Origin of the sequence: Psychrobacter glacincola, assembly GCF_904846215.1 — a bacterium.
GTDB lineage: Bacteria > Pseudomonadota > Gammaproteobacteria > Pseudomonadales > Moraxellaceae > Psychrobacter > Psychrobacter glacincola.
In genome coordinates, this window is the sequence record NZ_CAJGZK010000004.1 from 98,764 (window position 1) to 121,003 (window position 22,240).

17 protein-coding genes are annotated in these 22,240 nt (G+C 42.3%); 7 read left to right on the plus strand and 10 right to left on the minus strand.

Going from position 1 to position 22,240, the window contains the following annotated elements; genetic code table 11:
* Positions 1-13: 13 nt before the first annotated feature.
* The 3 genes from JMW90_RS03745 to serS form a co-directional block, all read right to left on the minus strand.
* Positions 14-502 carry a hypothetical protein gene (locus JMW90_RS03745; RefSeq protein WP_201561758.1) on the minus strand — a complete coding sequence of 163 codons (489 nt, stop codon included), beginning with the start codon at positions 500-502 and terminating at the stop codon, positions 14-16.
* 116 nt (positions 503-618) lie between these two features.
* Positions 619-2,616: a transketolase gene (gene tkt / locus JMW90_RS03750; protein ID WP_201561759.1), complete on the minus strand. Its 1,998-nt coding sequence runs from the start codon at positions 2,614-2,616 to the stop codon at positions 619-621.
* Positions 2,617-2,893: 277 nt separating this feature from the next.
* Complete coding sequence (gene serS, locus JMW90_RS03755; protein ID WP_201561760.1) at positions 2,894-4,180, minus strand: serine--tRNA ligase; 1,287 nt, start codon at positions 4,178-4,180, stop codon at positions 2,894-2,896.
* 483 nt (positions 4,181-4,663) lie between these two features.
* Between serS and JMW90_RS03760 the strand changes: the two genes are divergently transcribed.
* Together JMW90_RS03760 and JMW90_RS03765 are read left to right on the plus strand one after the other, a co-directional pair.
* Positions 4,664-5,326 (plus strand): YcxB family protein, encoded by a 663-nt coding sequence (locus JMW90_RS03760; RefSeq protein WP_201561761.1) that lies wholly within the window; start codon positions 4,664-4,666, stop codon positions 5,324-5,326.
* A 258-nt stretch (positions 5,327-5,584) separates the two neighbouring features.
* Positions 5,585-6,070: a Dps family protein gene (locus JMW90_RS03765; RefSeq protein WP_201561762.1), complete on the plus strand. Its 486-nt coding sequence runs from the start codon at positions 5,585-5,587 to the stop codon at positions 6,068-6,070.
* 126 nt (positions 6,071-6,196) lie between these two features.
* Here JMW90_RS03765 and JMW90_RS03770 read toward each other — a convergent pair whose 3' ends face one another.
* From JMW90_RS03770 to JMW90_RS03780, 3 genes are all read right to left on the minus strand, one after another.
* Positions 6,197-6,898: a DUF2057 family protein gene (locus JMW90_RS03770; protein ID WP_201561763.1), complete on the minus strand. Its 702-nt coding sequence runs from the start codon at positions 6,896-6,898 to the stop codon at positions 6,197-6,199.
* A 54-nt stretch (positions 6,899-6,952) separates the two neighbouring features.
* Positions 6,953-7,774: a DnaA regulatory inactivator Hda gene (hda, locus tag JMW90_RS03775; RefSeq protein WP_201561764.1), complete on the minus strand. Its 822-nt coding sequence runs from the start codon at positions 7,772-7,774 to the stop codon at positions 6,953-6,955.
* Between the two features lie 267 nt (positions 7,775-8,041).
* On the minus strand, positions 8,042-9,151 hold the full coding sequence (locus JMW90_RS03780; RefSeq protein ID WP_201561765.1) for an AI-2E family transporter: 1,110 nt from the start codon (positions 9,149-9,151) through the stop codon (positions 8,042-8,044).
* 362 nt (positions 9,152-9,513) lie between these two features.
* Here JMW90_RS03780 and purM point away from each other — a divergent pair, with 362 nt between their 5' ends.
* Positions 9,514-10,575, plus strand: a complete 1,062-nt coding sequence (gene purM / locus JMW90_RS03785; RefSeq protein ID WP_201561766.1) for a phosphoribosylformylglycinamidine cyclo-ligase — start codon at positions 9,514-9,516, stop codon at positions 10,573-10,575.
* The gene (gene purN / locus JMW90_RS03790; protein ID WP_201561767.1) at positions 10,575-11,258 is read left to right on the plus strand and encodes a phosphoribosylglycinamide formyltransferase; all 684 of its coding nucleotides are present in this window, start codon (positions 10,575-10,577) and stop codon (positions 11,256-11,258) included. Before purM ends, purN begins: the two co-directional genes overlap by 1 nt.
* Positions 11,259-11,534: 276 nt before the next feature.
* Here purN and JMW90_RS03795 read toward each other — a convergent pair whose 3' ends face one another.
* Both JMW90_RS03795 and JMW90_RS03800 read right to left on the minus strand, forming a co-directional pair.
* Complete coding sequence (locus JMW90_RS03795; protein ID WP_201561768.1) at positions 11,535-12,914, minus strand: NAD-dependent succinate-semialdehyde dehydrogenase; 1,380 nt, start codon at positions 12,912-12,914, stop codon at positions 11,535-11,537.
* 344 nt (positions 12,915-13,258) lie between these two features.
* The gene (locus tag JMW90_RS03800) at positions 13,259-14,248 is read right to left on the minus strand and encodes a LysR family transcriptional regulator (protein WP_011514179.1); all 990 of its coding nucleotides are present in this window, start codon (positions 14,246-14,248) and stop codon (positions 13,259-13,261) included.
* A 695-nt stretch (positions 14,249-14,943) separates the two neighbouring features.
* On the opposite strand from JMW90_RS03800, the gene JMW90_RS03805 reads away from it, so the two are divergent.
* Together JMW90_RS03805 and JMW90_RS03810 are read left to right on the plus strand one after the other, a co-directional pair.
* The gene (locus JMW90_RS03805; RefSeq protein WP_201561769.1) at positions 14,944-16,530 is read left to right on the plus strand and encodes an isocitrate lyase; all 1,587 of its coding nucleotides are present in this window, start codon (positions 14,944-14,946) and stop codon (positions 16,528-16,530) included.
* A gap of 287 nt (positions 16,531-16,817) precedes the next feature.
* On the plus strand, positions 16,818-18,380 hold the full coding sequence (locus tag JMW90_RS03810; protein WP_201561770.1) for a CYTH and CHAD domain-containing protein: 1,563 nt from the start codon (positions 16,818-16,820) through the stop codon (positions 18,378-18,380).
* Between the two features lie 143 nt (positions 18,381-18,523).
* Here the strand turns inward: JMW90_RS03810 and JMW90_RS03815 are convergent, their stop codons facing one another.
* Entirely contained in the window at positions 18,524-19,039 is a 516-nt protein-coding gene (locus tag JMW90_RS03815; RefSeq protein ID WP_201561771.1) for a L,D-transpeptidase, read from the minus strand.
* Positions 19,040-19,173: 134 nt separating this feature from the next.
* On the opposite strand from JMW90_RS03815, the gene JMW90_RS03820 reads away from it, so the two are divergent.
* Complete coding sequence (locus tag JMW90_RS03820; protein WP_201561772.1) at positions 19,174-20,433, plus strand: hypothetical protein; 1,260 nt, start codon at positions 19,174-19,176, stop codon at positions 20,431-20,433.
* Positions 20,434-20,728: 295 nt separating this feature from the next.
* Here the strand turns inward: JMW90_RS03820 and JMW90_RS03825 are convergent, their stop codons facing one another.
* Positions 20,729-21,967 (minus strand): argininosuccinate synthase, encoded by a 1,239-nt coding sequence (locus tag JMW90_RS03825; RefSeq protein ID WP_201561773.1) that lies wholly within the window; start codon positions 21,965-21,967, stop codon positions 20,729-20,731.
* Positions 21,968-22,240 lie beyond the last annotated feature (273 nt).

The following is a 22,240-nucleotide window of genomic DNA, read 5'->3' on the forward strand; positions in this document are numbered from 1 at the left end:
ATACTTAATTTATTTAGATAATATATTCTAGAGCAGTTTTTTCAAACTCATCAAACTCTTTAAAAGGAAACTCATCTTTCCTAGTCAGCGAAAACTCTTTACCTTTCATTAACTCAAATATCTTCTTAAACTCATAATATAACATTCGAACAAGTTGTATTTTATTAATCTGAAATTCAAGCTCTGCTCGGCCTTTGGCTAGCTCTTCAAAATTCAGCTCTTGACCATAATTCACTTCTATATCAATAACTTTAATATAAACATCTTTACTTAAATTTTCTATTTCATTTAATATGACCAAGTTTCCACCAGGTTCCCCATACCAGACAAATGAAGTAGATTTATCTCCTTTCATAATTTTCATTAATGACTGCATGCAAACTACCATGGGGTCATCCCCAAACGAATGAGAAATATTTACTTCATACGATCTACCATCTTTGTAAAACCAACAAACACTCCATCCATATGGTGCTAAAAAGTAGCTAATGTTCGTACCCATATCTACTTCCCTCTTTCTTAAGGCACTAAATCGAAATCTAGAAAATAATTTACCATAAAAAAAGAGCCACCTGAATAATCCAGCAGCTCTTAATAAACTTAAAAACTAAGTCTTAATTAAACCAAACTATTCACTGCATCAATAACAGCTTCAGTCGTAATACCAAACTCTTTATATAACTCATCAGCTGGAGCCGATTCGCCATAAGTGGTCATGCCGATGACTTTGCCATCAAGACCAACGAACTTATACCAGTAGTCCACATGAGCGGCTTCTACTGCGACGCGAGCACGGATATTGGCTGGCAATACAGCTTCACGATAGCTAGCATCTTGCTCAACGAAAATCTCTGCACATGGCATAGAGACCACACGCACGCCAACGCCATTTTCGCTTAACGTCTTATACGCTTGCATAGCAAGACCGACTTCTGAGCCAGTTGCGATGATAATTGCTTGTAGCTCGCCTTGCTCTTTAGCTAATACATAACCACCTTTGGTAATGTTAGCGACTTGCTCGGTATCACGTGCTTGATGTGGCAAGCTTTGACGGCTGAAAATCAAAGCAGATGGGTTATTTTCTGATTTAATCGCTTCTACCCAAGCGCTTGCAGATTCAGTCGCATCACAAGGACGCCATGTACGTAGGTTTGGCGTGGTACGTAAGCTGGTCAATTGCTCAACTGGCTGATGCGTTGGACCATCTTCACCCAGACCGATTGAGTCATGGGTATAAACATGAATCACACGCTGCTTCATGAGTGCGCCCATACGTACGGCATTACGCGCGTATTCCATAAACATGAGGAAGGTCGCAACATAAGGAACAAAACCACCATGTAACGCGATACCGTTAGCAATCGCCGTCATACCAAATTCGCGCACGCCATAATAGATATAGTTGCCAGCGTCATCGTCTTGAATACCTTTGGCGTCTTTAAATAGCGTGAGGTTTGAGCCTGCAAGATCTGCTGAACCGCCAAGCAATTCTGGTAGTAATGGCTGTAAGGTATTGATGGCATTTTGGCTGGCTTTACGGCTGGCAACATCGCCGCCTTGGTCTTGAGTTTGCTGGATATATTCTTGCGCTTTTTGCTCAAAATTCGCTGGCAAATCCCCTTCTAAACGACGAAGTAACTCAGCGGCTAGCTCTGGATAAGCCTTCTTATAAGCTGCAAAGTCAGCTTCCCAGTTCTTTTGTTGTACATCGCCTTTGGCTTTACCATCCCACGCTTGATAGATTTCATCCTCTAATTCAAACGGCGCATGCGTCCAAGATAGCGCATCACGGGTTAAAACGATTTCGTCATCGCCGAGCGGCGCGCCATGACTGGCAGCCAAACCTTGTTTGTTTGGACTACCTGCACCGATAGTCGTTTTGCAAATGATTAAGCTAGGCTTGGTGATTTCTTTAATCGCTTGCTCAGTCGCTTGCGTAATCTCATCGGTATCATGACCATCGACCTTGATGACTTGCCAACCGTAAGACTCAAAGCGCGCCCCAGTATCGTCAGTGAACCAGCCGTCGACATTACCATCGATTGAGATGCCATTGTCATCATAGAAAAACACCAATTTGCCAAGCTTTAACGTGCCCGCCAGCGAACACACTTCATGGCTGATACCTTCCATCAAGCAACCATCGCCCAAAAACGCATAGGTATGATGATCAACGATATTATGACCATCACGATTGAACTGTGCTGCCAACGTTTTTTCTGCAATCGCAAAACCAACCGCATTGGCAATACCCTGTCCTAATGGACCAGTCGTCGTCTCAACACCGGGTGTATAGCCAAGCTCAGGATGACCTGGCGTTTTCGAATGCAATTGACGGAAACCTTTCAGATCATCAACGCTAACGTCATAGCCTGATAAATGCAGCAATGAGTAAATCAGCATCGAGCCATGACCGTTTGATAATACAAAGCGGTCACGGTTGTGCCAGCTTGGGTCAGCAGGATTGTGCTTCAAAAATTTGCGCCACAAAACTTCGGCAATATCAGCCATGCCCATTGGCGCACCTGGGTGCCCAGAATTGGCTTTTTGAACCGCGTCAAACGACAGTACGCGGATGGCATTGGCTAATTTACGTTCGCTAATTGGAGCTGGCATAGAGTGTCCTAATATTCGAATGAGAAGTATAAAGCATCAGAGGAAAATCAATTGAACAGTAGAATAAGAACGCGACAAACGCTCTTTGGAATAAGATATTTAATTAAACGGCAATATTAACATATTCGCTATCAGCCAAGCCAAAAATGGACTGGCAATATCGTTTGTATTTAACAATCACTCATATCAGTTTTGTTAAATCATAAACAATTATAGAGGTCTATAAACAAACTACGAGACAACCTATTGACTCGCAGTTCATACCGCTAAAATTTTATTAAGCAGAAATCGTTTCAGCACCGCCCATAAACGGACGCAATACTTCTGGAATCGTGATGCTACCATCAGCGTTCTGATGATTTTCCATCACCGCCAATAACGTACGACCTACTGCCAAACCTGAACCATTCAAGGTGTGAGCAAGGCTGGTTTGTTTGCCGTCTTTGACACGAGTGCCCATACGGCGTGCTTGGAAATCACCACAGTTTGAGCAGCTTGAGATTTCACGATAGGTCTCTTGGCTTGGCAACCATACTTCGATGTCATAAGTTTTTTGCGCGCTAAAACCCATATCACCGGTGCACAATTTGACGGTGCGATATGGCAAATTAAGCTGCTGTAAAATAAATTCTGCTTGTCCAGTCATCGCTTCAAGCAGCTCATCTGATTGTTCAGCTGTGGCAATATTGACCATCTCGACTTTCTCAAATTGATGCTGACGGATCAGACCACGGGTATCACGACCATGTGAGCCGGCTTCACTACGGAAACAGGGCGTATGCGCGGTGAATTTTAATGGCAGCTCTTTGATGTCCAAGCGCTCACCACGTACCAAGTTGGTCATCGGTACTTCCGCCGTTGGAATGAGATAAAAATCGATACCATCATTATTGGTATGATTGGTCAATTTAAATAAATCATCTTCAAACTTAGGCAATTGACCCGTGCCTTTTAAGCTTTCAGAATTGACGATATAAGGCACATAAGTTTCAGTATAGCCATACTTCATGGTATGGGTATTGAGCATAAATTGAATCAAAGCACGATGCATCTGTGCAAGCTGCCCTTTTAAGACGTTAAAGCGACTGCCAGTCAGCTTGGTCGCGGCTTCAAAATCGAGCATACCAAGGGTCTCGCCAATATGCGTATGATCCTTAATCTCAAAATCAAACTCGCGCGGCGTACCCCATTTGCGTACTTCAACATTGTCGTCTTCTGACGTGCCAACTGGGACATCGGCGGCTGGTATATTCGGTATCTGCAATGCCGCTTGGTTAATACGCTCTTGCAAAGTCCGCAGCTCATCTTCTGCGGTTTTAATCTCACCGCTCACGCTTTGCATCTCAGCAAGCAACTCACTGGCATCTTCGCCAGATTTTTTGAGTGCGCCGACTTGTTTGGCGCCCGCATTACGGTGCGACTGCAACTCTTCGGTTTTTACTTGCAGAGACTTACGGTCATTCTCAATATTTTGCCAGAATGCTATATCAAGCGTATAACCACGGGTGGTCAATTGCTGCTGTAAATCTGTCAAATCGCCGCGTAAGAGTTTTGGGTCTATCATAATAGGTGCCTGTCGCGCTAAAAGTGGATAAAAGGTCTAGAAAAGATGAAAGGCTGGACTGGAATGCCCTATTTTTCTTAAAAGTAGCTGGTAGCCGCTATAATACCAAGCTGCGGCTGTTTTGACCATGTTTTGGCGGTTTTTTACCCATCTCATGAGTGCTATTAGGGTTAATTATTTTTGCTTGCTATGCTTACGCAGACAGAGGCTGCGAATAATTGACCCTAGCAGTTCTGTACCTTTTAAAAATGGATTAACTATATAATTTAAGGCCGCAAGCTCTCTATAAATACTACATACCTTTATAAATGACTTTAATATGGCGTCTATTAGTCAACAGAGTGGCTTATATGTTTCATTTGAGGACAGTTTTCGGTAAGATAAGCGCATATCTTTATTCTATTTCCAGCCAAATATTGCCTTGCTGTTGACGTTTGGCGCTTTTAATTTAACGCATTTACTATAAGTCTTTGAGAAACCTTTATGGCTCTGTACCCCTACACGCTGCAACCTGTTGCCTTGAACCTAACCGAGGCAGAATTCCATCAAGCACAGTATGAGCTATTTGCTAGTGCCAGCCCGTCATTTGGTCTGTCGAGTATCAAGCTTAAAGAATGGATTATCATGGCAGTCGCTGTGATATTAGCTGTTGCTGGTCTGGTCTTTTTGACGGGTTATTCGACCATTATCTTTTGGGTCATGCTAGCAGCCGTTGTCATTTATCTACTGGTTCGTACCCTTGGTTTTAAATGGTATGTCAAAAGAGAGTTTGAAAAGCAAGTCGCTGAGCAAGAAATGCCTGATGAGATGCGCCAAATGAAACTGGGTGTACAGAAACATGGGATTGTGATGGCAGTGCCGGTCAATCAGTCAGAGATGCTTAATAGTAATAAGATGCGCGGTATGCAGATGCGTGCAGGCAGCACCCAACAAGCGGTGATTCCATGGTCGGCGGTCAAAAGCTGGGATGAGACGGATGACTATATCTTTATGATGTTTGAGATGAAAGGTCAGCAAGGCAGTCAGATTATCCCTAAGCGCCTGCAAGCGCAAAAGTTCCCTATCGATACGGTACGCCAGCATTTATTAGAAGTGGTTGCCGTAAAAGGCTTAAATACTGAGAAATTGCAGCTACCAGTCAAATAGTCTTAGCGCTTTACCTTAGACCAAAGCTATAGTTGTTTTATAAAATATATTACAAATTTTAATTTGATTCATTTAACTTATTCTTGATTGCTTGCTATGATAGTAAGCATCAAAGTTTAAGCAACAAACAGCTAAGCTGTTGTTTGTGTTTCAGGCTAATACTAGCTCACCGTAAGTTGCTTAAGTTTAAAGGCTTAAAGGCTTAAAGGTCTAATGATTTAATATTTGATACCCACACTCAATGAAAAGGATAATACAATGAGTAACAATAATAGTGATACCAACCAAATCGGTCTAGAAAAAGCAGATATGAGCGAGATTATCGCTAAGTTAAACAGCTTGTTATCAAGCTACCATACGTTCTACATCAACGTCCGTGGGTATCATTGGAACGTTAAAGGTGAGCACTTCTTCACTCTACATCCAAAGTTTGAAGAGCTATATACTGCGCTACAAATCCAAATTGATGAAATCGCTGAACGTATTTTAACCTTGGGCGGCACCCCGCTACATGCTTATAGTGATTTTGCTCAGCATACCAGTATTCAAGAAGACAAGAACGTTAAAGACGGTACTATTTGCGTCAAAGGTGTCGTGACAGGCTTGCAAACTCTGATCGAAGAACAACGCCAAGTATCAACGCTAGCAAGCGATTCTGACGACCAAGGTTCAGCAGATCTTGTTGATGCGTATGTACAAGAGCAAGAAAAACTAATATGGATGTATAACGCCTTTTTGGGTTAATCGTTTCATGTCGATAGTCTAAGTTTACTAGAGATTTCCTAAAAACCATGAAATTTGAAGCAGAAAAAAGCACCTAAATAGGTGCTTTTTTCTGCTTAAGCGCTGTACCTTTTCATCATTCAATGCTTATTTTTGCATCCATTGACGCATTTTTTCACGCTCAGCAGGCGTGGCTTTTAGCCAAATCTGCATAAATTGATCAAGTGTGCTAGCAGAGGCATTGATACTCGTTGTTTGTGTAGCCGTAGCACCCGTATTTGCCGACGCTTTAGTGCTTACAGACGGCTGATCGAGCGCGGCTATCGCACGCTGGTTCTGTAGCTCAGCATCGCCACTACCACCGAATACGCCGCCCAATGCTTTGCCAAGTCCTGAGAATAAGCTGTTGTTATCACCGCCGACACTTTCTTGACTGGCGATGACAGTATTATTAAGCTGTATCGCTAGCGTTGGACGCTTAGCATATTCCTTAGCAGCGGCATAATCTTCTGGCTGATTTGGCATGGTTAAGCGATAGGTTTGATTGTCTGCCATTTCAGCCGCAACACTGACATTACCCGAACGCAGATAATCGTGCTCATCACGGCGCAAATCATAGAGACGATCATATTTGGCCGTAATCACATGCTTGCCAGGCTGCAAGGTAAATGACTTGGTTAATGGCTGAAAAACGCTCTGTGTCAGCTCTTGACCATTGATAGCTGTCACTTTTATATTGTCATCAACCACTAAAGTGACTGCCGCTTGCGACAGCATAGAGACAGAAGCTGCACCAACAAATACAGTACTGATAGACAGTTTTTTTAGCAAAGACGCGTTTGATTTCATAATTCTTCCAGTAATAGTAGAGATATTTTGAATAGAAAATTTGTATTCTGACGGCTAAAAGTCAAGTGGCATTGTATGCTGGGTATGCTGGGTATGCTGATCTTGATCGGCGGCATCGTTGTCTACTTGCGACTCCTGTGCGATATCAGCAAGTTCGGCGGCAAGCGTCTGCTCATCAATCGTACGTAGGGCATCACCAATCACCGCTTTTGATATATTACTACGACCTAAATTTGAGAACATAGGCTGAATATAATTAAGCACCTCCATCATTGCCCCAATACGATGGGGTCCTTCGGTAAGCAGATAATTGGTAATACGCTCATCAAACTGCCAACCCCGTCTGCGCAATATCGACTGCAATAATGCTTCACGATCTGCAAAATCATGACCTGTCGGTACTTTAAATGAAGGCGCTTGTGCCAAACGCGTGAGCAAATCTCTTAACTCAAATGGCAGCTCGGATGCGGGTTTATTGGCGGCAAATAAGAGCTGACGCTGCCCTTCACGGCTACGATTGATCAGATGAAATAAAGCTTCTTGCCATTGACTGTTTTGTTCAATAACTTCTAAATCATCAATCGCAATCAAGGAAAAATTCTCTAGTGATGAGAGGACATTGACATCGGTATGAATCAGCTCATTTAATGACAGACAAATCGCTGACTTGTCCATCTCAATAAACGACTCGCAAATAGCGGATAATAAATGTGATTTGCCAGTAGCAGGATCGCCAAATAGGTATAGCTGACCAATCAGGCCGACATGTAACTGCCGCACTGCATCGATAATAGACATCCAACCCGGACCGCTAAAGTCGCTAAGACTTGCATCATGCTTAATGTCCAGATTGAGACTTAGCTGTGCTTCTGCCATGAATCATCAACTCGGTTTGCGTAGCACAATCAATAAAAAGGCTAAACGACTAATATACTTATAAACTGGCTTGAAAAAACTTACTCAATTCAAAGCCAACCTAGTAACGGTCAATACCGTTACTACTGCGCCTATATATAACATATTTGCAAAATGACTGACAAGTCTTTTACCTATAACACGTAATCAATCTACTTTTATTCAGCAAGTGACTGATGGTCATGAGTCATATAAGCTAATGTCTTTATATTAAATAAACTTACAAGGTCAGTATTTTTTGTCAAATAACGCTAATTGCTTACGTCCTTTATAAAAATCAGTGGTTTGATAATAAGCATATAAATGACGGAATAACACATTAAGGACAGCAGACACTGGCAGCGCAATCAGCATACCCACGAAACCCAGTAAACTTGCGCCTGCTAATACGGCAAATATCACCCATAATGGCGATAGACCAATTTTGTCACCCAATAATAACGGCTGCAATATATAGCCTTCGGCCGCTTGTCCAATCAAAAACGCGCCCACAATCAAGGATAAATATGTCCAATCTAAACCAAACTGGAACAGACAAGCGATAATCGCGGCGACAAAGCCAATACCAAAGCCCAAATACGGGACAAAGCTGGCAATACCAGCAACCATACCGATAATCAGCCCAAGCTCAAGCCCAATGAGCTGTAATTGTATGGCATAAATAGCACCCAGTAATACCATCACCAATAGCTGACCTTTAATGAAAGCCATCAGCGCAAGGTCACACTCTTGGGCAATTTGAACCACTTTTTTACAGTACGGCGCAGGTATCGCCACTTTCCATGCCTGTAAGCGTTGATCCCAATTAAATAAGAAATAAAAGGTCAGAATCGGTACCAACACAATGAGCCCAGCATTATTAATAAAGTTCATACTGGACACCAATATTTGGCTCATCATGGTACCAGCATCTTCAAACTTATAATTGGTTTGCATGTATTCAACCAAGGTCTCAGAGAAGCCTTTGGACTCAAGCTCTGGCAGGCGAATACGGCTATTACTTACAAACCATCCACGCACCACTTCATTATACCAAGTTAAAACCTTTGGCAGATAATCCCATGCCGCTTGCAGCTGATGCCACAATGTCGGTATCAACCACCATAACAGCAGTACCATGCTCAGCGTAATGGTCGAATATACGATAATAATGGCAATCCAGCGTTTGATATATTTCGACAAACGCCTGACAAGTGGATTAAACAGATAAGCCAATACAAAAGCAAAGACAAACGGCACAATGACCGGCATCATTAAATACAATAAAACCATAACCACAACAATAGCAACGACGATAAATAGGCGTCGAAAAAAGGGGTCTATTGATCGGTTTGTCATGAAGGCTAGTCCTACAAATGGGCTGATTTAAAAGGATAATTTTATTAAAAATTGATTATAGATCTTATTGAACGACGATACGCCAATAGCAAACAGTTATTGACCGTAATTTCAGCCTTATATTATCGCAAAGTACTATAAAAAAGCCGTCATTTTTTGTTTCTGGTTTTTTATCTCATTTTTATTGCTGTCTTTCTAAAATATTAGCCAAATTCCGTTCAATTTAGGTCAAATAAAAGCAAGTTGCTTTGCGAGTAAGGGTGGTTTTTGGGTATAATGCGCGCACAATCTGCAAAATTCATATGACCGACACGCGTTTTTACTGACTGACCTTCATTCCCTATAAAATTTGTGAGATGACCATGAGTAACAAGCCTTCTTTAAGCTACAAAGATGCTGGCGTTGATATTGATGCTGGCGATGCGTTGGTACAACGTATCAAATCCGTGGCAAAAGCCACCTCACGCCCTGAAGTGGTGGGCGGACTTGGCGGCTTTGGGGCGCTTTGTCGTATTCCGACTGGTTATACCTCACCTTTACTCGTTTCTGGTACTGACGGCGTGGGCACCAAGCTCAAACTGGCATTACAATTGAACCGCCATGACACCATCGGTATCGATTTGGTCGCCATGTGTGTCAATGATCTATTGGTATGTGGTGCTGAGCCGTTATTCTTTTTAGATTACTATGCAACTGGCAAACTTGACGTCGATGTCGCAGCTACTGTCGTCACGGGTATTGGCGAAGGCTGTAAGTTATCAAACTGTGCGCTTATCGGCGGTGAGACGGCTGAGATGCCTGGTATGTATCAAGACGATGATTATGACTTGGCGGGATTCTGTGTCGGCGTGGTCGAAGAAGCGGAGGTCATCACCGGCGAAAACGTCACTGAAGGTGACGTGCTTATTGCCCTTGCTTCAAGTGGCGCGCATTCGAATGGCTATTCATTGGTACGTAAAGTTATCGAAGTCAGCGGTGTGGATGTCACTACTAGCAATGAGCAGCTAGATGGTCAGTCTATTCAAGATGCCCTCATGGCTCCTACCCGTATCTATGTTAAGGCGATTAAAGCACTACAAGATACGCTTGGTAGCTCAGTCCTGCATGCGATGTCGCATATCACTGGTGGCGGCTTAACGGATAATTTACCTCGCGTTCTTCCTGATAATTTAGCGGCTAGTATCGATACCGCTAGCTGGAAGTTCTCAGAGTTATTCACTTGGTTACAAACCCAAGGCAATATCGAACAAAGCGAGATGTACCGTACCTTTAACTGCGGCGTTGGGTTTGTCATCGTCGTACCAAAAGATAAAGCAGAGGCTGCTATCAAAACCTTGACCGATGCTGGCGAAAAAGCATGGAAATTAGGTGAAATGGTCAAACGCAACACTGATGACCAGACGGACGCCGTGGTGTACCTTTAATGTTAGACAGTCTTACAAAAGTTAATAATAAGCTGTTACGCATTGCTGTTCTGGTATCTGGTAATGGTAGCAATCTGCAAATATTGATTAATGCCATGCAAGCTGGTGCGTTACCGATTGAGATTGTCGGCGTTATTAGTAACCGTGAAGACGCTTATGCCCTCACACGGGCAAAAGATGCTGACATTCCAGTGGCGGTATTATCTCACGTTGCTAGCGGCAAACGCATGGGCATTAAAACCTTTGAGACTCATGCCAGTACACAATTATCTGCATGGCAGCCCGATTTGATTGTATTGGCAGGCTTTATGCGAGTGTTAAGCGCAGGATTTATCGACAGCATCCCAGTGCCTATGATCAATCTGCACCCTGCTCTATTACCAGCTTATAAGGGGCTTGATACTCATCAGCGTGCCATACAGGCGGGCGAGCGGCATCATGGCTGTAGTATTCATGTCGTCACAGCCGAGCTCGATGCAGGTGCTGTTTTGACCCAAGCCTTGCTAGAGGTGTATCAAAAAGATACTGCTGATAGCCTACAAGCCCGTGTGCAAAAACTTGAACATCAGCTGTTACCTTGGACTATTTTGTTATTAGCTAAAAGTGTAATCAACCTGAATAATCAGGGCAAAGAGACTTTTTCTATGTTACCCACCTTACCTTTAAAGCTATATTTAAGTTAAAACAATGGCAAGAAGAAAAGAAAGATATAGTCAGGGAAAAGTAATATCGATACATCAAGTACTGCTGATATTAATTTTTCTTGCTTGCTGTGCCTATGCAGACAGAGGCTGCAAAAAATTTATACCAGCAGCACTGTAGCGTTTTTAAGATATTTTAACTATAGCACTCATTTAAAAGTGTAGATCACAAAAAGCCCGGTCACTCAATTTATGAATGACTGGGCTTTTCGTTATTTAATATTTAAGACGTTTTAGCTTTAAAATCCGTATACAGTCTTAGCTGTTATGAACATGTACACCTTTGATGTTTACGAATTCTTTAATACCGAAACCACCATGCTCACGACCATGACCCGAGTTTTTCACACCACCAAATGGGAGTGCTGGATTTGCAAGACCATAACCATTGATATAGACCATACCTGTATCAAATTCTTCATTGGCTAGGCGGATCGCTTTGTCTTCGTCTTTAGAGAAGATAGCACCACCTAAACCATAACGGCTATCATTAGCAATACGTAATGCATCGTCTTGATCTTTAGCGCGTATCAGCGAGGCGACCGGACCAAACAGCTCATCATCATAAGCTGGCTGACCTTTTTCGACATTTTCCAAGATAGTCGCTGGATAAAAGCTGCCTTTACCTTCTGGCAATTTACCACCAACAGATATAGTAGCGCCTTTACTCACACTTTCCTCTACTTGCGCATGCAATTTTTCTTGCAGATCTTTACGCGCTAGTGGACCAAGATCAGAGCTGTCATCCATAGGGTCGCCCGCTTTTTTACTTGCAAACTCTTCAACGATGCGTTTACGGAACTCGTCATACAAGCTATCAACGACGATAAAGCGCTTTGCCGCAACACAAGTTTCGCCATTATTTATAAGACGCGCTAGAGTGCAGGTTTGTACTGCAAGCTCTAAGTCAGCATCCTCTAAAACGATAAATGCGTCATTTGAGCCCAACTCTAAGACTGCTTTTTTGATTGCCTTTGCTGCTTGTTGACCGACGATACTACCTGCACCATCACTACCAGTAAGCGTCACGCCGCGTACTTTATCATGACCGATCAACGACTCTGATTGGTCGTGATCGATTAAAATCGTACGGAACAAATCATCGGGTAAGTCAGACTCGTGGAATATTTTTTCAATTAATAAGCCAGAACCAGTCACGTTTGCTGCGTGCTTAAGCAAAATACTGTTACCTGCCATCAAATTGGCGATGGTATAACGGAACACTTGATAAGCTGGGAAATTCCAAGGCTGCATGCCATAAATAACGCCAATGGGCTGATAAGTGACAATGCCTTTTTTGAGACCTTCGATGTCACGTTCATCATCAGCAAGCGCGGCCACACCCTTCTCTGCAGTATAATCACAAATCGCTTTACATAGATCAATTTCTTGTAGACTTTGACTATAAAGTTTACCGCGCTCCTCCGTCATAAGACGAGACAGCTCCTCTTTGTACTTCATCAAGGTCTCGCCGATAGAGTTAATAACCTTTGCACGCTCTTCATGGCTAGTTTTTCGCCATTCTAGAAACGCTTGATGCGAGGCTTCAACAATGTTGTTCACTTCATCATTACTCATATAGCTATATTCTTTAATGTCTTCGCCTGTTGCTGGGTTTACAGTAGTAATATCTGCCATGATTGTTGCCCTTATTTGATTTATTAGAATGTCTTTTATATATAAAACAACCTTTGATAACGGTGCAACATTATAGAGCACCTTAACAATAGAGATTTTATTCGTCATTTTTCTTAATGTTTCATTATCATAACAAAGTGCTTGGTGAGTAGGTTTACAAGTTATAAAGAATTGTGCGTAAGATGTTAAGAATGTGACGGTGTTATTAAGCAAACCTAAATCTTATATAGATTCTCTTATATAGAGTCTTTCGACAGTTTTAGAAAAATAAAAAACCAGCACGGTGGCTGGTTTGATACGTAATTGCGCTTTAGAAGACCATGTACAGTTGTACAATAAACAATTTAAAACAAGTGATTGATCACAGGGATTTCTTGTGGAGGATTTTCTTCATCATTAACGATTTGACGTGCGACGTGCATAATCAGCTGGCGTAACCAGCGATGCGCCGGATGATGCTGCAATAACGGCGACCACGCCATGGTCAGCTCAAATTCTGGTATAAAAAACGGTGGTTCTTCCATAATAATGCTGTCGTTATTGGCCTGCATTTTTGCCACACGGGTCGGTAAGGTCGCAATCAAATCTTTATTAGCGGCGAGCATGGCTGGCATTTGATAGTGACGGGTAAATACGCTGATTTGGCGCTTTTGTCCCAAACGCTGCAAGGCTTGATCGATAGAACCTAAGCCACCCGATTTTTCTGGATTGACACCGAAGCCCACGCCCATACCGGTTTTAGACACCCAAACGTGCTGCGCTTTAAGATAATTTTTAAGATTAAAGCGATGAGCATACGGACTTTCAGAGGACAATAGGCAGCTAAAAGTATCACGCCATACCAACACTTGATGGAAACTTTGCGGGATTTCATTAAAGCGGTTGATTGCCAAATCTACTCGCCCCTGCTCCATATCACGGTAGGACACATCCGATGGTGTTAAGAAATCTAAAATGACATTGGGCGCCTCTGAACGTAACGCCTTCACCAATTTCGGTACTAGCGTCGCTTCAGCATAATCTGAGGTCATGATACGAAAAACACGTGAGGTACTATAAGGACGAAACTCAGTACGTGGCTCTAACACTTGCGTCAAATCGGCGAGTATCTCACGGATACGAGGCTGTAGCTCAAGGGCGCGTTCAGTCGGCGTCATCCCTTCTGATGAGCGCACCAATAAAGGGTCGTTAAATAACTTACGCAAGCGGCGCAAAATGTTACTCATGGCAGGCTGAGTAATGCCAAGTTGCTCAGCGGCGCGCGTTACGTTTTTTTCTCGCAACAATACATCCAAATGTACCAATAAATTTAAATCAACCCGCTGCAGATTCATATATTTGTCTCTTTACCTTAGAATAAACACCATTACAGACGTGGCATTTTTTGTCCTATTATTTATTACAATTCATCTATAACAGCATGATATAAGAATATTTTTATGTTAATTTTTTTGGAATATGCTTATTATAACTGAATTTACCCATCACAAACCATTGTTTTGTATATACTATAATCAAACGAAATACCCAAGATAATAATCATAAACTAGATAAATCAAGGCAACCTAGCTATAGTAGCTAGCAAGCGCTCATTAGGCATTGTTCAATATTAGACCGTTACTATGTGTTTTAATGGATGAGCTATCAAGTGCATTTTATCGTATTTTCATGCTGAAATACGGACATAAAATTCATTACAACCTCTTATAAAAACTTAATTTTTTGCGCTTGTTTTTTAAGCTTGGATGAATATATTAATAAGCTTGAAGATGACAGTTACTTCAGCCGTCGAAAAACTCTTCTAAAACAACCAATTAATCATAAAATAACCGTTCAAAAAATAGACTGGAAAATAAAAGCTGACCAAAGCGACAGGTTTTAATTGCTTTTATCACAGTTTTCTTATAGTTTAGTAGAGATTGCTCACGCAAGAAGCTTATATTGCAAATTTTTACTTCTGCCAGCATCTGTCTATACAGACCAAAATTATCTTAATTTACTCATTTATTCACCACCAAGGAGACTATAGATGTCAACTGCATATAAATCAGCGATCGATTTAGTACGTGAACTAAAACAAAAACACGGTAACTGGCAAAATATCAGCGAAACCGATGCGGCACGTATGATGTCACAAAACCGTTTTAAAACGGGTTTAGATATCGCTAAGTACACCGCAAAAATCATGCGTCAAGACATGGAAGAGTATGACAATGATACGTCTCAATACACCCAGTCTCTAGGTGCATGGCATGGTTTTGTTGCACAGCAAACCATGTATGCGAAGAAAAAATACTTTGGTACAACGTCTAAAACGTACATCTACCTATCTGGTTGGATGGTAGCTGCCCTACGTTCTGAGTTTGGTCCTCTACCTGACCAATCTATGCATGAAAAAACGTCTGTACCTAAGCTGATTGCAGAGATCTACACTTTCTTGCGTCAAGCCGATGCAAAAGTATTGAACGACTACTTCCGCGAGCTAAATGCTGCTGAAGAAGCTGGTCAAGATACCTCAGCTATCTTAGAAAAAATCGAAAACTTTGATTCGCATGTTGTGCCAATCATTGCAGATATCGATGCAGGTTTCGGTAACGAAGAAGCCACTTACTTGCTAACTAAGCAAATGATTGAAGCGGGTGCTTGTGCCATTCAGGTTGAAAACCAAGTATCTGATGCCAAGCAATGTGGTCACCAAGCGGGTAAAGTTACTGTACCGCATGAAGACTTCATCTCTAAAATAAACGCGATTCGTTATGCATTCTTAGAGCTTGGTGTTGAAGACGGTGTTATCGTTGCTCGTACTGACTCTGAAGGCGCGTCACTCACGCAAAAAATCCCAGTATCAAATGAGCCAGGCGACCTTGCTTCTCAGTATATCGATTTTATCGAGATGGAAGAAGTTACGCTTGAGAATGCTAAAGAAAACGACAGCCTGCTTAAGCATAACGGCAAACTAGTACGTCCAGTTCGTTTGCCTAACGGTCTTTATCAGTTCCGTGAAGACACCAATATCGACCGCGTTGTCCTTGACTGTGTAACTGCTCTAGAAAACGGCGCTGACCTACTATGGATCGAAACACCGACTCCAGACGTCGCACACATCAAGATGATGGTTGATCGTATTAAAGAGCAACAGCCAAAAGCCAAGCTTGTATACAACAACAGCCCGTCATTCAACTGGACGCTGAACTTCCGTAAGCAAATCATCGCTCAGTGGGAAGAAGAAGGCAAAGACCTATCTGCCTACAATAAAGATGACTTGATGAGTGCTGATTACGACGGTACTGAACTTGATACAGCAGCTGACGAAGCGGCTAGAAACTTCCAACGTGACGCAGCTCGTGAAGCGGGTGTATTCCATCACTTAATCACCCTACCTACGTATCACACCACGGCTCTTAGCGTACATGAACTTGCTAAAGGCTACTTCGGTGAAGACGGTATGCTTGCTTATGCAGCTGGCGTACAACGTAAAGAAATCCGTGAAGGCATCGCTTGTGTTAAGCACCAAGCAATGGCCGGTTCTGACCTTGGCGATGATCACAAAGAGATCTTCTCAGGTGAAAACGCCCTTAAAGCTGGCGGCGGCAAGAACACCATGAACCAGTTCTAATGTCCGACCACTTATAAGTCCATTTTATAAGTAAAAGTTTTAAGAAAAGCCGTCCTACATCATGTAGGGCGGTTTTTTTATGCGCTATAAACCTTAGTCGCTGTAAATAACAATATCTACCCAAATTACAGAGCTATTTAATCACTGTTTTAATTAACCGAAGTTCATTTTCTCAGTACTTATTTGGCTCGATTTAGTTAACCAAAACGAAAGTTTTACTTGTTATTCACTGATAGCTTTCATACGATGGTAATAATATAAATTTGTTAAAACAATCAGGAGCCATCATGTACGAGATAGAGCTGAAGTTTTTAGTACCTGAATCGCGATTAAAAGGACTTATGCGCCAAGCGAAAGTCAAATCATCACAGGTAACGCAAATGGCGGCGCACTATTATGATACAACTGATCAGCAGCTTGCACAGGCTGGTATTGGCTTACGTATTCGTCAAGAAGGTGATGCTTGGGTGCAGACTATCAAAGCGGGGGGAGATGGTATAGCAGCGCGTTTAGAGCACAATTGGATATTAGATAATGAACAAGTAATAGCCATGCTCGACCATAACGAGCTCATGCCTGATTTAAGCATTTATAAAGATACGGTTATTGCGCCAGCATTGGCAGATTTTAAGCTCAAAAAACTGGCGAAAAACCTGACTCGACTTTATGTCACCGATGTACAGCGCACCACACGATTACTCACAGAAGATGGCAGTAATGAGGATGTGAGTGATAATAGTATTGAGATAGCATATGATTATGGTGAAATCATTCATGGTACCGATGACACTCAAAGAGATGTCATTCAAGAGATTGAGTTTGAGCTCATATCTGGTGAGTTAGATTTTTTATTTTCGACCACCAAAACTTGGTGTCAGCGTTATAAATTGTGCCTCTCTACCGTGACCAAAGCCGAGCGTGGCGGCTTGCTTATCAAAGGACAAAGTCATAGCCCAGCCACTGCTGCTGACTTGAGCGCGCTTGATATCGATAAAAAAATCAGTATGCCTGCTTTTTCACGCGCTGTCGTACATAACTGTCTATTGCAAATACTGCCGAACAGTAGCGCTGTCATCGCAGGCAGTGCAGACAATGATCACCTTTTACAGCTATCTATCGGTATAAAGCGCTTGCACACTGTACTACAAGCATTTGATGGCTTCTCTGATGAAATCAATCCGGATTGGTCAGCCATACTGCAAAAAACTGCTACTTTACTCGCTGAATATCGTAAACTTGCTTATCTTAATACTCATATTGAACCAATGTTACAAAGGTACGGCGCACCCATCGTTAATTGGACAGCGGATATTGACGCTATAAAAATCACACCAATGGCTGTCATCAGTGCCAACGACTTTCAAATCATGTTGCTTGAGCTGATTGCTTTTACCATGAGTGACACAAGCCTTGAAAATCAAGCAGATAAGCCGGCTACCAATAATTTGGAAAAGGTACTTACTAAATACCATGACACATTACTGAGGGCTGAGCAATATTTAGAGGAGATGTATGGCGAGTCAGACCATAAGCTCGAGAACGAATCCATCATAAAAGCGCAGCACAAGCTGCACGGGCATCTACAAGATTTGCGTTATATTAGTGAATTAGTAGCGCCTTTATATGGCAAAAAGAGAAGCAGGCGCTGGCTAAAACGTGTTATAAAAGCACAAAAAGCACTAGGACAGCAGTCAGATATGACTGACTATCAGCAATACTATCAAAACAAAGCCCTCTCTGACTCTACTGCTTTATATGGTGCAGGATGGTTAAATGCCGCTTTAGTGACTAGAGAAAAAGCCACAGAGAAACATTTGAATAAGTTTTATGCTTGCTCAGTATTTTGGTAATTGAGTATTTTGGTAATTGAGTATAGTGTCATTTTATGGTTATCAATATTAGAGAAAAAGACAGCTCACTGAATAAGGGTTGTCTTTTTTATAGCGTGGATTCAACTTAGAACCATACATTGCTATGGCTACTCAAGAACACTTTATTGAGCAATAATATTTACGGGTGTCCCTTCTTCAACCTGTTCAAACAACTCAATAATATCTTGATTGCGCATACGTACGCAGCCATGAGAGAATGGCAAACCTATGGCTTCGCTGTCTGGCGTGCCATGTATATAGATATAACGCCGATAAGTATCGCAGCCTCCTTGGCTATTGCTGCCTTTATTCACGCCCTCTTCAAGACCACTAAGCCATAGAATACGGCTCAATATCCAATCACGTTCAGGATGTGATGCACCAAGCTCAGCATCATAGATTTCACCCGTCGCCACACGCCCAATAAATACCGCATGACTTGGCGCATTGCCGCCGATTTTTTCTGCAATGATATGCTGACCAAGTGGTGTACAGCCACTATCTTGCTGACTGCCGATCCCATTTTTAGCGGTTGATACAGGATATTGAGCAATAACTTTTTGTAGCTTATAAATCGTCAAAGTTTGCTGAGCAATGCTAATCACTATCTGGCTCATAAGATTTTCATTATCTGTCATAGTGGTTTTCCGGCGGTTATATCGATGATTGCTGTTAGCAGTATAAAAATGGGTGAAACTTTCTATTATTAAGGGATTGTATCAAGACATTTGGCACCGTAGTATAGAGGCATACTTTTTGATGCTAGCAGATTATGACGACTATTTCACCGACACGGGTGTCGATGTATGATTTTCTATATCAAGATACCAAGCCACTGGTGTCATTATTAGCAGATGCTGCAATGCTGTCATTGCCGCAAGCGCGTCTGGCAATGGATGGTAGCTTGCAAGCGATTATCAGCGCCCTTCTTGCTTATCAGCAGCGTCATCAAGGACAAGCACTGAGCAAAAAGCTATTCGGACGTAGCGCGGTCAAAGAGCTGCGCCAGTACAATTCCATGAACTTCGCTACCCTTAATGCAACGCTATATCATCGTCATGATGCCGCCGATGCGATATTCCATGATAATACACGCGTGAGCAAAGCCAGTGAGTATATTGCGGCACAGATTGACGCGACAGCGCCACAAGTGCAAATTTTACTTACTACCCTATGCGTCATTGTGCTACGTGAGCTTGCTATCTTGGTTGAGTATAGCCAACTTGATCATGATGAGCTAAATAAATGGTTCGCCTTACAGCCACAGTTTTTGTCCAAAGCGCGTTTTATAGAATTTGACACAAAGTTAGCCTTCAACGAATCAGTAGACGGTAGCGATGAAACGCAAACCACCTTATCAGCAGAAGATAGCATAGAAAAAGAGTCAATAAGCAGCACTGAGACTCATCTGTTAAGTACTGAGCAATTAACAGATACCCCGCCCGCCTTTGATTCTTACTGGTATGAATTCGCAGCATTTAAACCTGAACAAATTGATCCAGTACAAGATGTGCAGCTGGCAACAGGTAACTACTTAAAAGCCATTGGACGCTCAGCTGAAAATACCCAAAAAGGCAAGCACAATGACTTATTGATGTTTGCACCGATGACAGCTATTGGCTTACCACACCAAAGCTGGCTACTACAACTGGCTAAAATATCAGAGATATATTTGCAGCGCAATCGACTACGCATTACCTCTGAACCTATCAATGCACCAAAGCCGCCTTTGGTCAGTTTGGGACTGATCGGTAGTCATAGTGGCAATCATGACAATACCCCAACTACCCTTAGCGAAAAGCCCATTGAATACGAAGCATCAGTACCCCTGTGGAAGAATCCCGTCATTCTACTTATTATTCTCGTGATTGGTGTGCTTGGGATATTAGCAACCATCAAATATCAAACGCAAAAGTCTAAAGGTGCCATACTTGTTACAGAGGACGTGTTAGAAGAGCGACAGCAGCAAGATGTGGCTATCGTCATGGTAGATGAGGATACCGCTGCTGATAAAAAATCAAAAGCTGAATAACAAAGCCGCACCTTAAAACATCGTCTGTTCTACATAATCGTCTGTTCTACATAAAAGAAATACAATATTATAACGCGTTACTGGGATTCATTTTTTTGCTTGCTGTGCCTACGTAGACAGAGGCTACGAACAATGAATCCCAGTAACGCTGTATTCTTTTAAAAGTGGCTCAACGATAGTATCGCAGAAATCTATCAGCAATAAAAAAACAGAGGCGCCACTTATATAGCGCCTCTGTTTTATCAGTCGTTTAACAAAACGATTATTTTAAAAAATAATCTTTAGTCAAAAATACTTATTTTGATAAATCGCGACCACGGCTGGCTTCAATGGCCAAACGTAGACCATTTAGACGAATGAAACCTTCTGCGTCTTTTTGATCATAGGCACCGGCATCATCTTCAAAAGTAGCAATTTTTTCATCAAATAATGAATCATCTGACTTACGACCAACGACGCTTACCGCACCTTTGTATAATTTTAAGCGTACTGTACCATTAACATACTCTTGTGACTTATCAATCAACGCCTGTAACATCATACGTTCAGGGCTGAACCAATAGCCGTTGTAGATAGTCTTAGCATAACGTGGCATCAGCTCATCTTTTAGATGCGCCGCTTCACGGTCAAGTGTCAATGACTCAATACCGCGATGCGCTTTTAGCATAATGGTGCCCGCTGGCGTCTCGTAACAACCGCGCGACTTCATACCGACGTAACGGTTTTCAACGATATCTAAACGTCCGATACCATGCTTACCGCCCATCTCATTAAGCTTAATCATGACTTCATACGGTTTAAGCGCTTCACCATCGATAGCAACGATGTCGCCCTTCTCATACTCTAGTTCTAGATACTGGGCTTCATCAGGTGCTGCTTCTGGGCTCACTGACCAGCGCCACATATCATCTTCTGCTTCAGCATACGGATCTTCTAAGATGCCGCCTTCATACGAGATATGTAGCAAATTGGCGTCCATTGAGTACGGAGATTTTTTCTTATTACCGGCGTAATCGATGGCAATATTATGCTCTTTGGCATATTCCATCAAGCTTTCACGGCTAGATAAATCCCACTCACGCCAAGGCGCGATGGTGACAACATCAGGAGATAATGCGACGGCACCAAGCTCAAAGCGTACTTGGTCATTACCTTTACCAGTTGCGCCATGGCTGATCGCATCAGCGTTATGTTCTTTAGCGATTTCGACCAAACGCTTGGCGATTAATGGACGGGCAATAGAAGTACCAAGCAAATACTCGCCTTCATAGATGGCATTGGCACGGAACATTGGGAACACGTAATCGCGAGCAAACTCTTCACGCAAGTCTTCGATATGGATGTGTTTGATACCCATGGCTTCAGCTTTGGCACGCGCAGGCTCAACTTCTTCACCTTGACCGATGTCAGCGGTGAAAGTGATCACTTCGGCATCATAGGTTTCTTGTAGCCATCGAGCGATGATTGAGGTATCAAGACCCCCTGAATATGCCAATACGATTTTATTAATAGTTTTTGGATCAAGCTGAGCCATGAAACACTCCTAGTATGAGGAATTTAATGATAGGTAAATCAACTATATCATAAGGAAGATAGATTGCTCGCTCAGTGTACATCATATTTACCATTGGCAAAAGCGGCACTGCCATCAGCTATGAGGTTTTTACTGTAGTGGCATCATAAATTTGGCCGCCACTAAAGCAATAATTTTCTTGCCAATAATACAGTGAACATGGCATCTTATTTCTACAGATGGATAAACTGTCTACCATTTATGTAAAGATATTATGTAGAGATATCCAGCCAC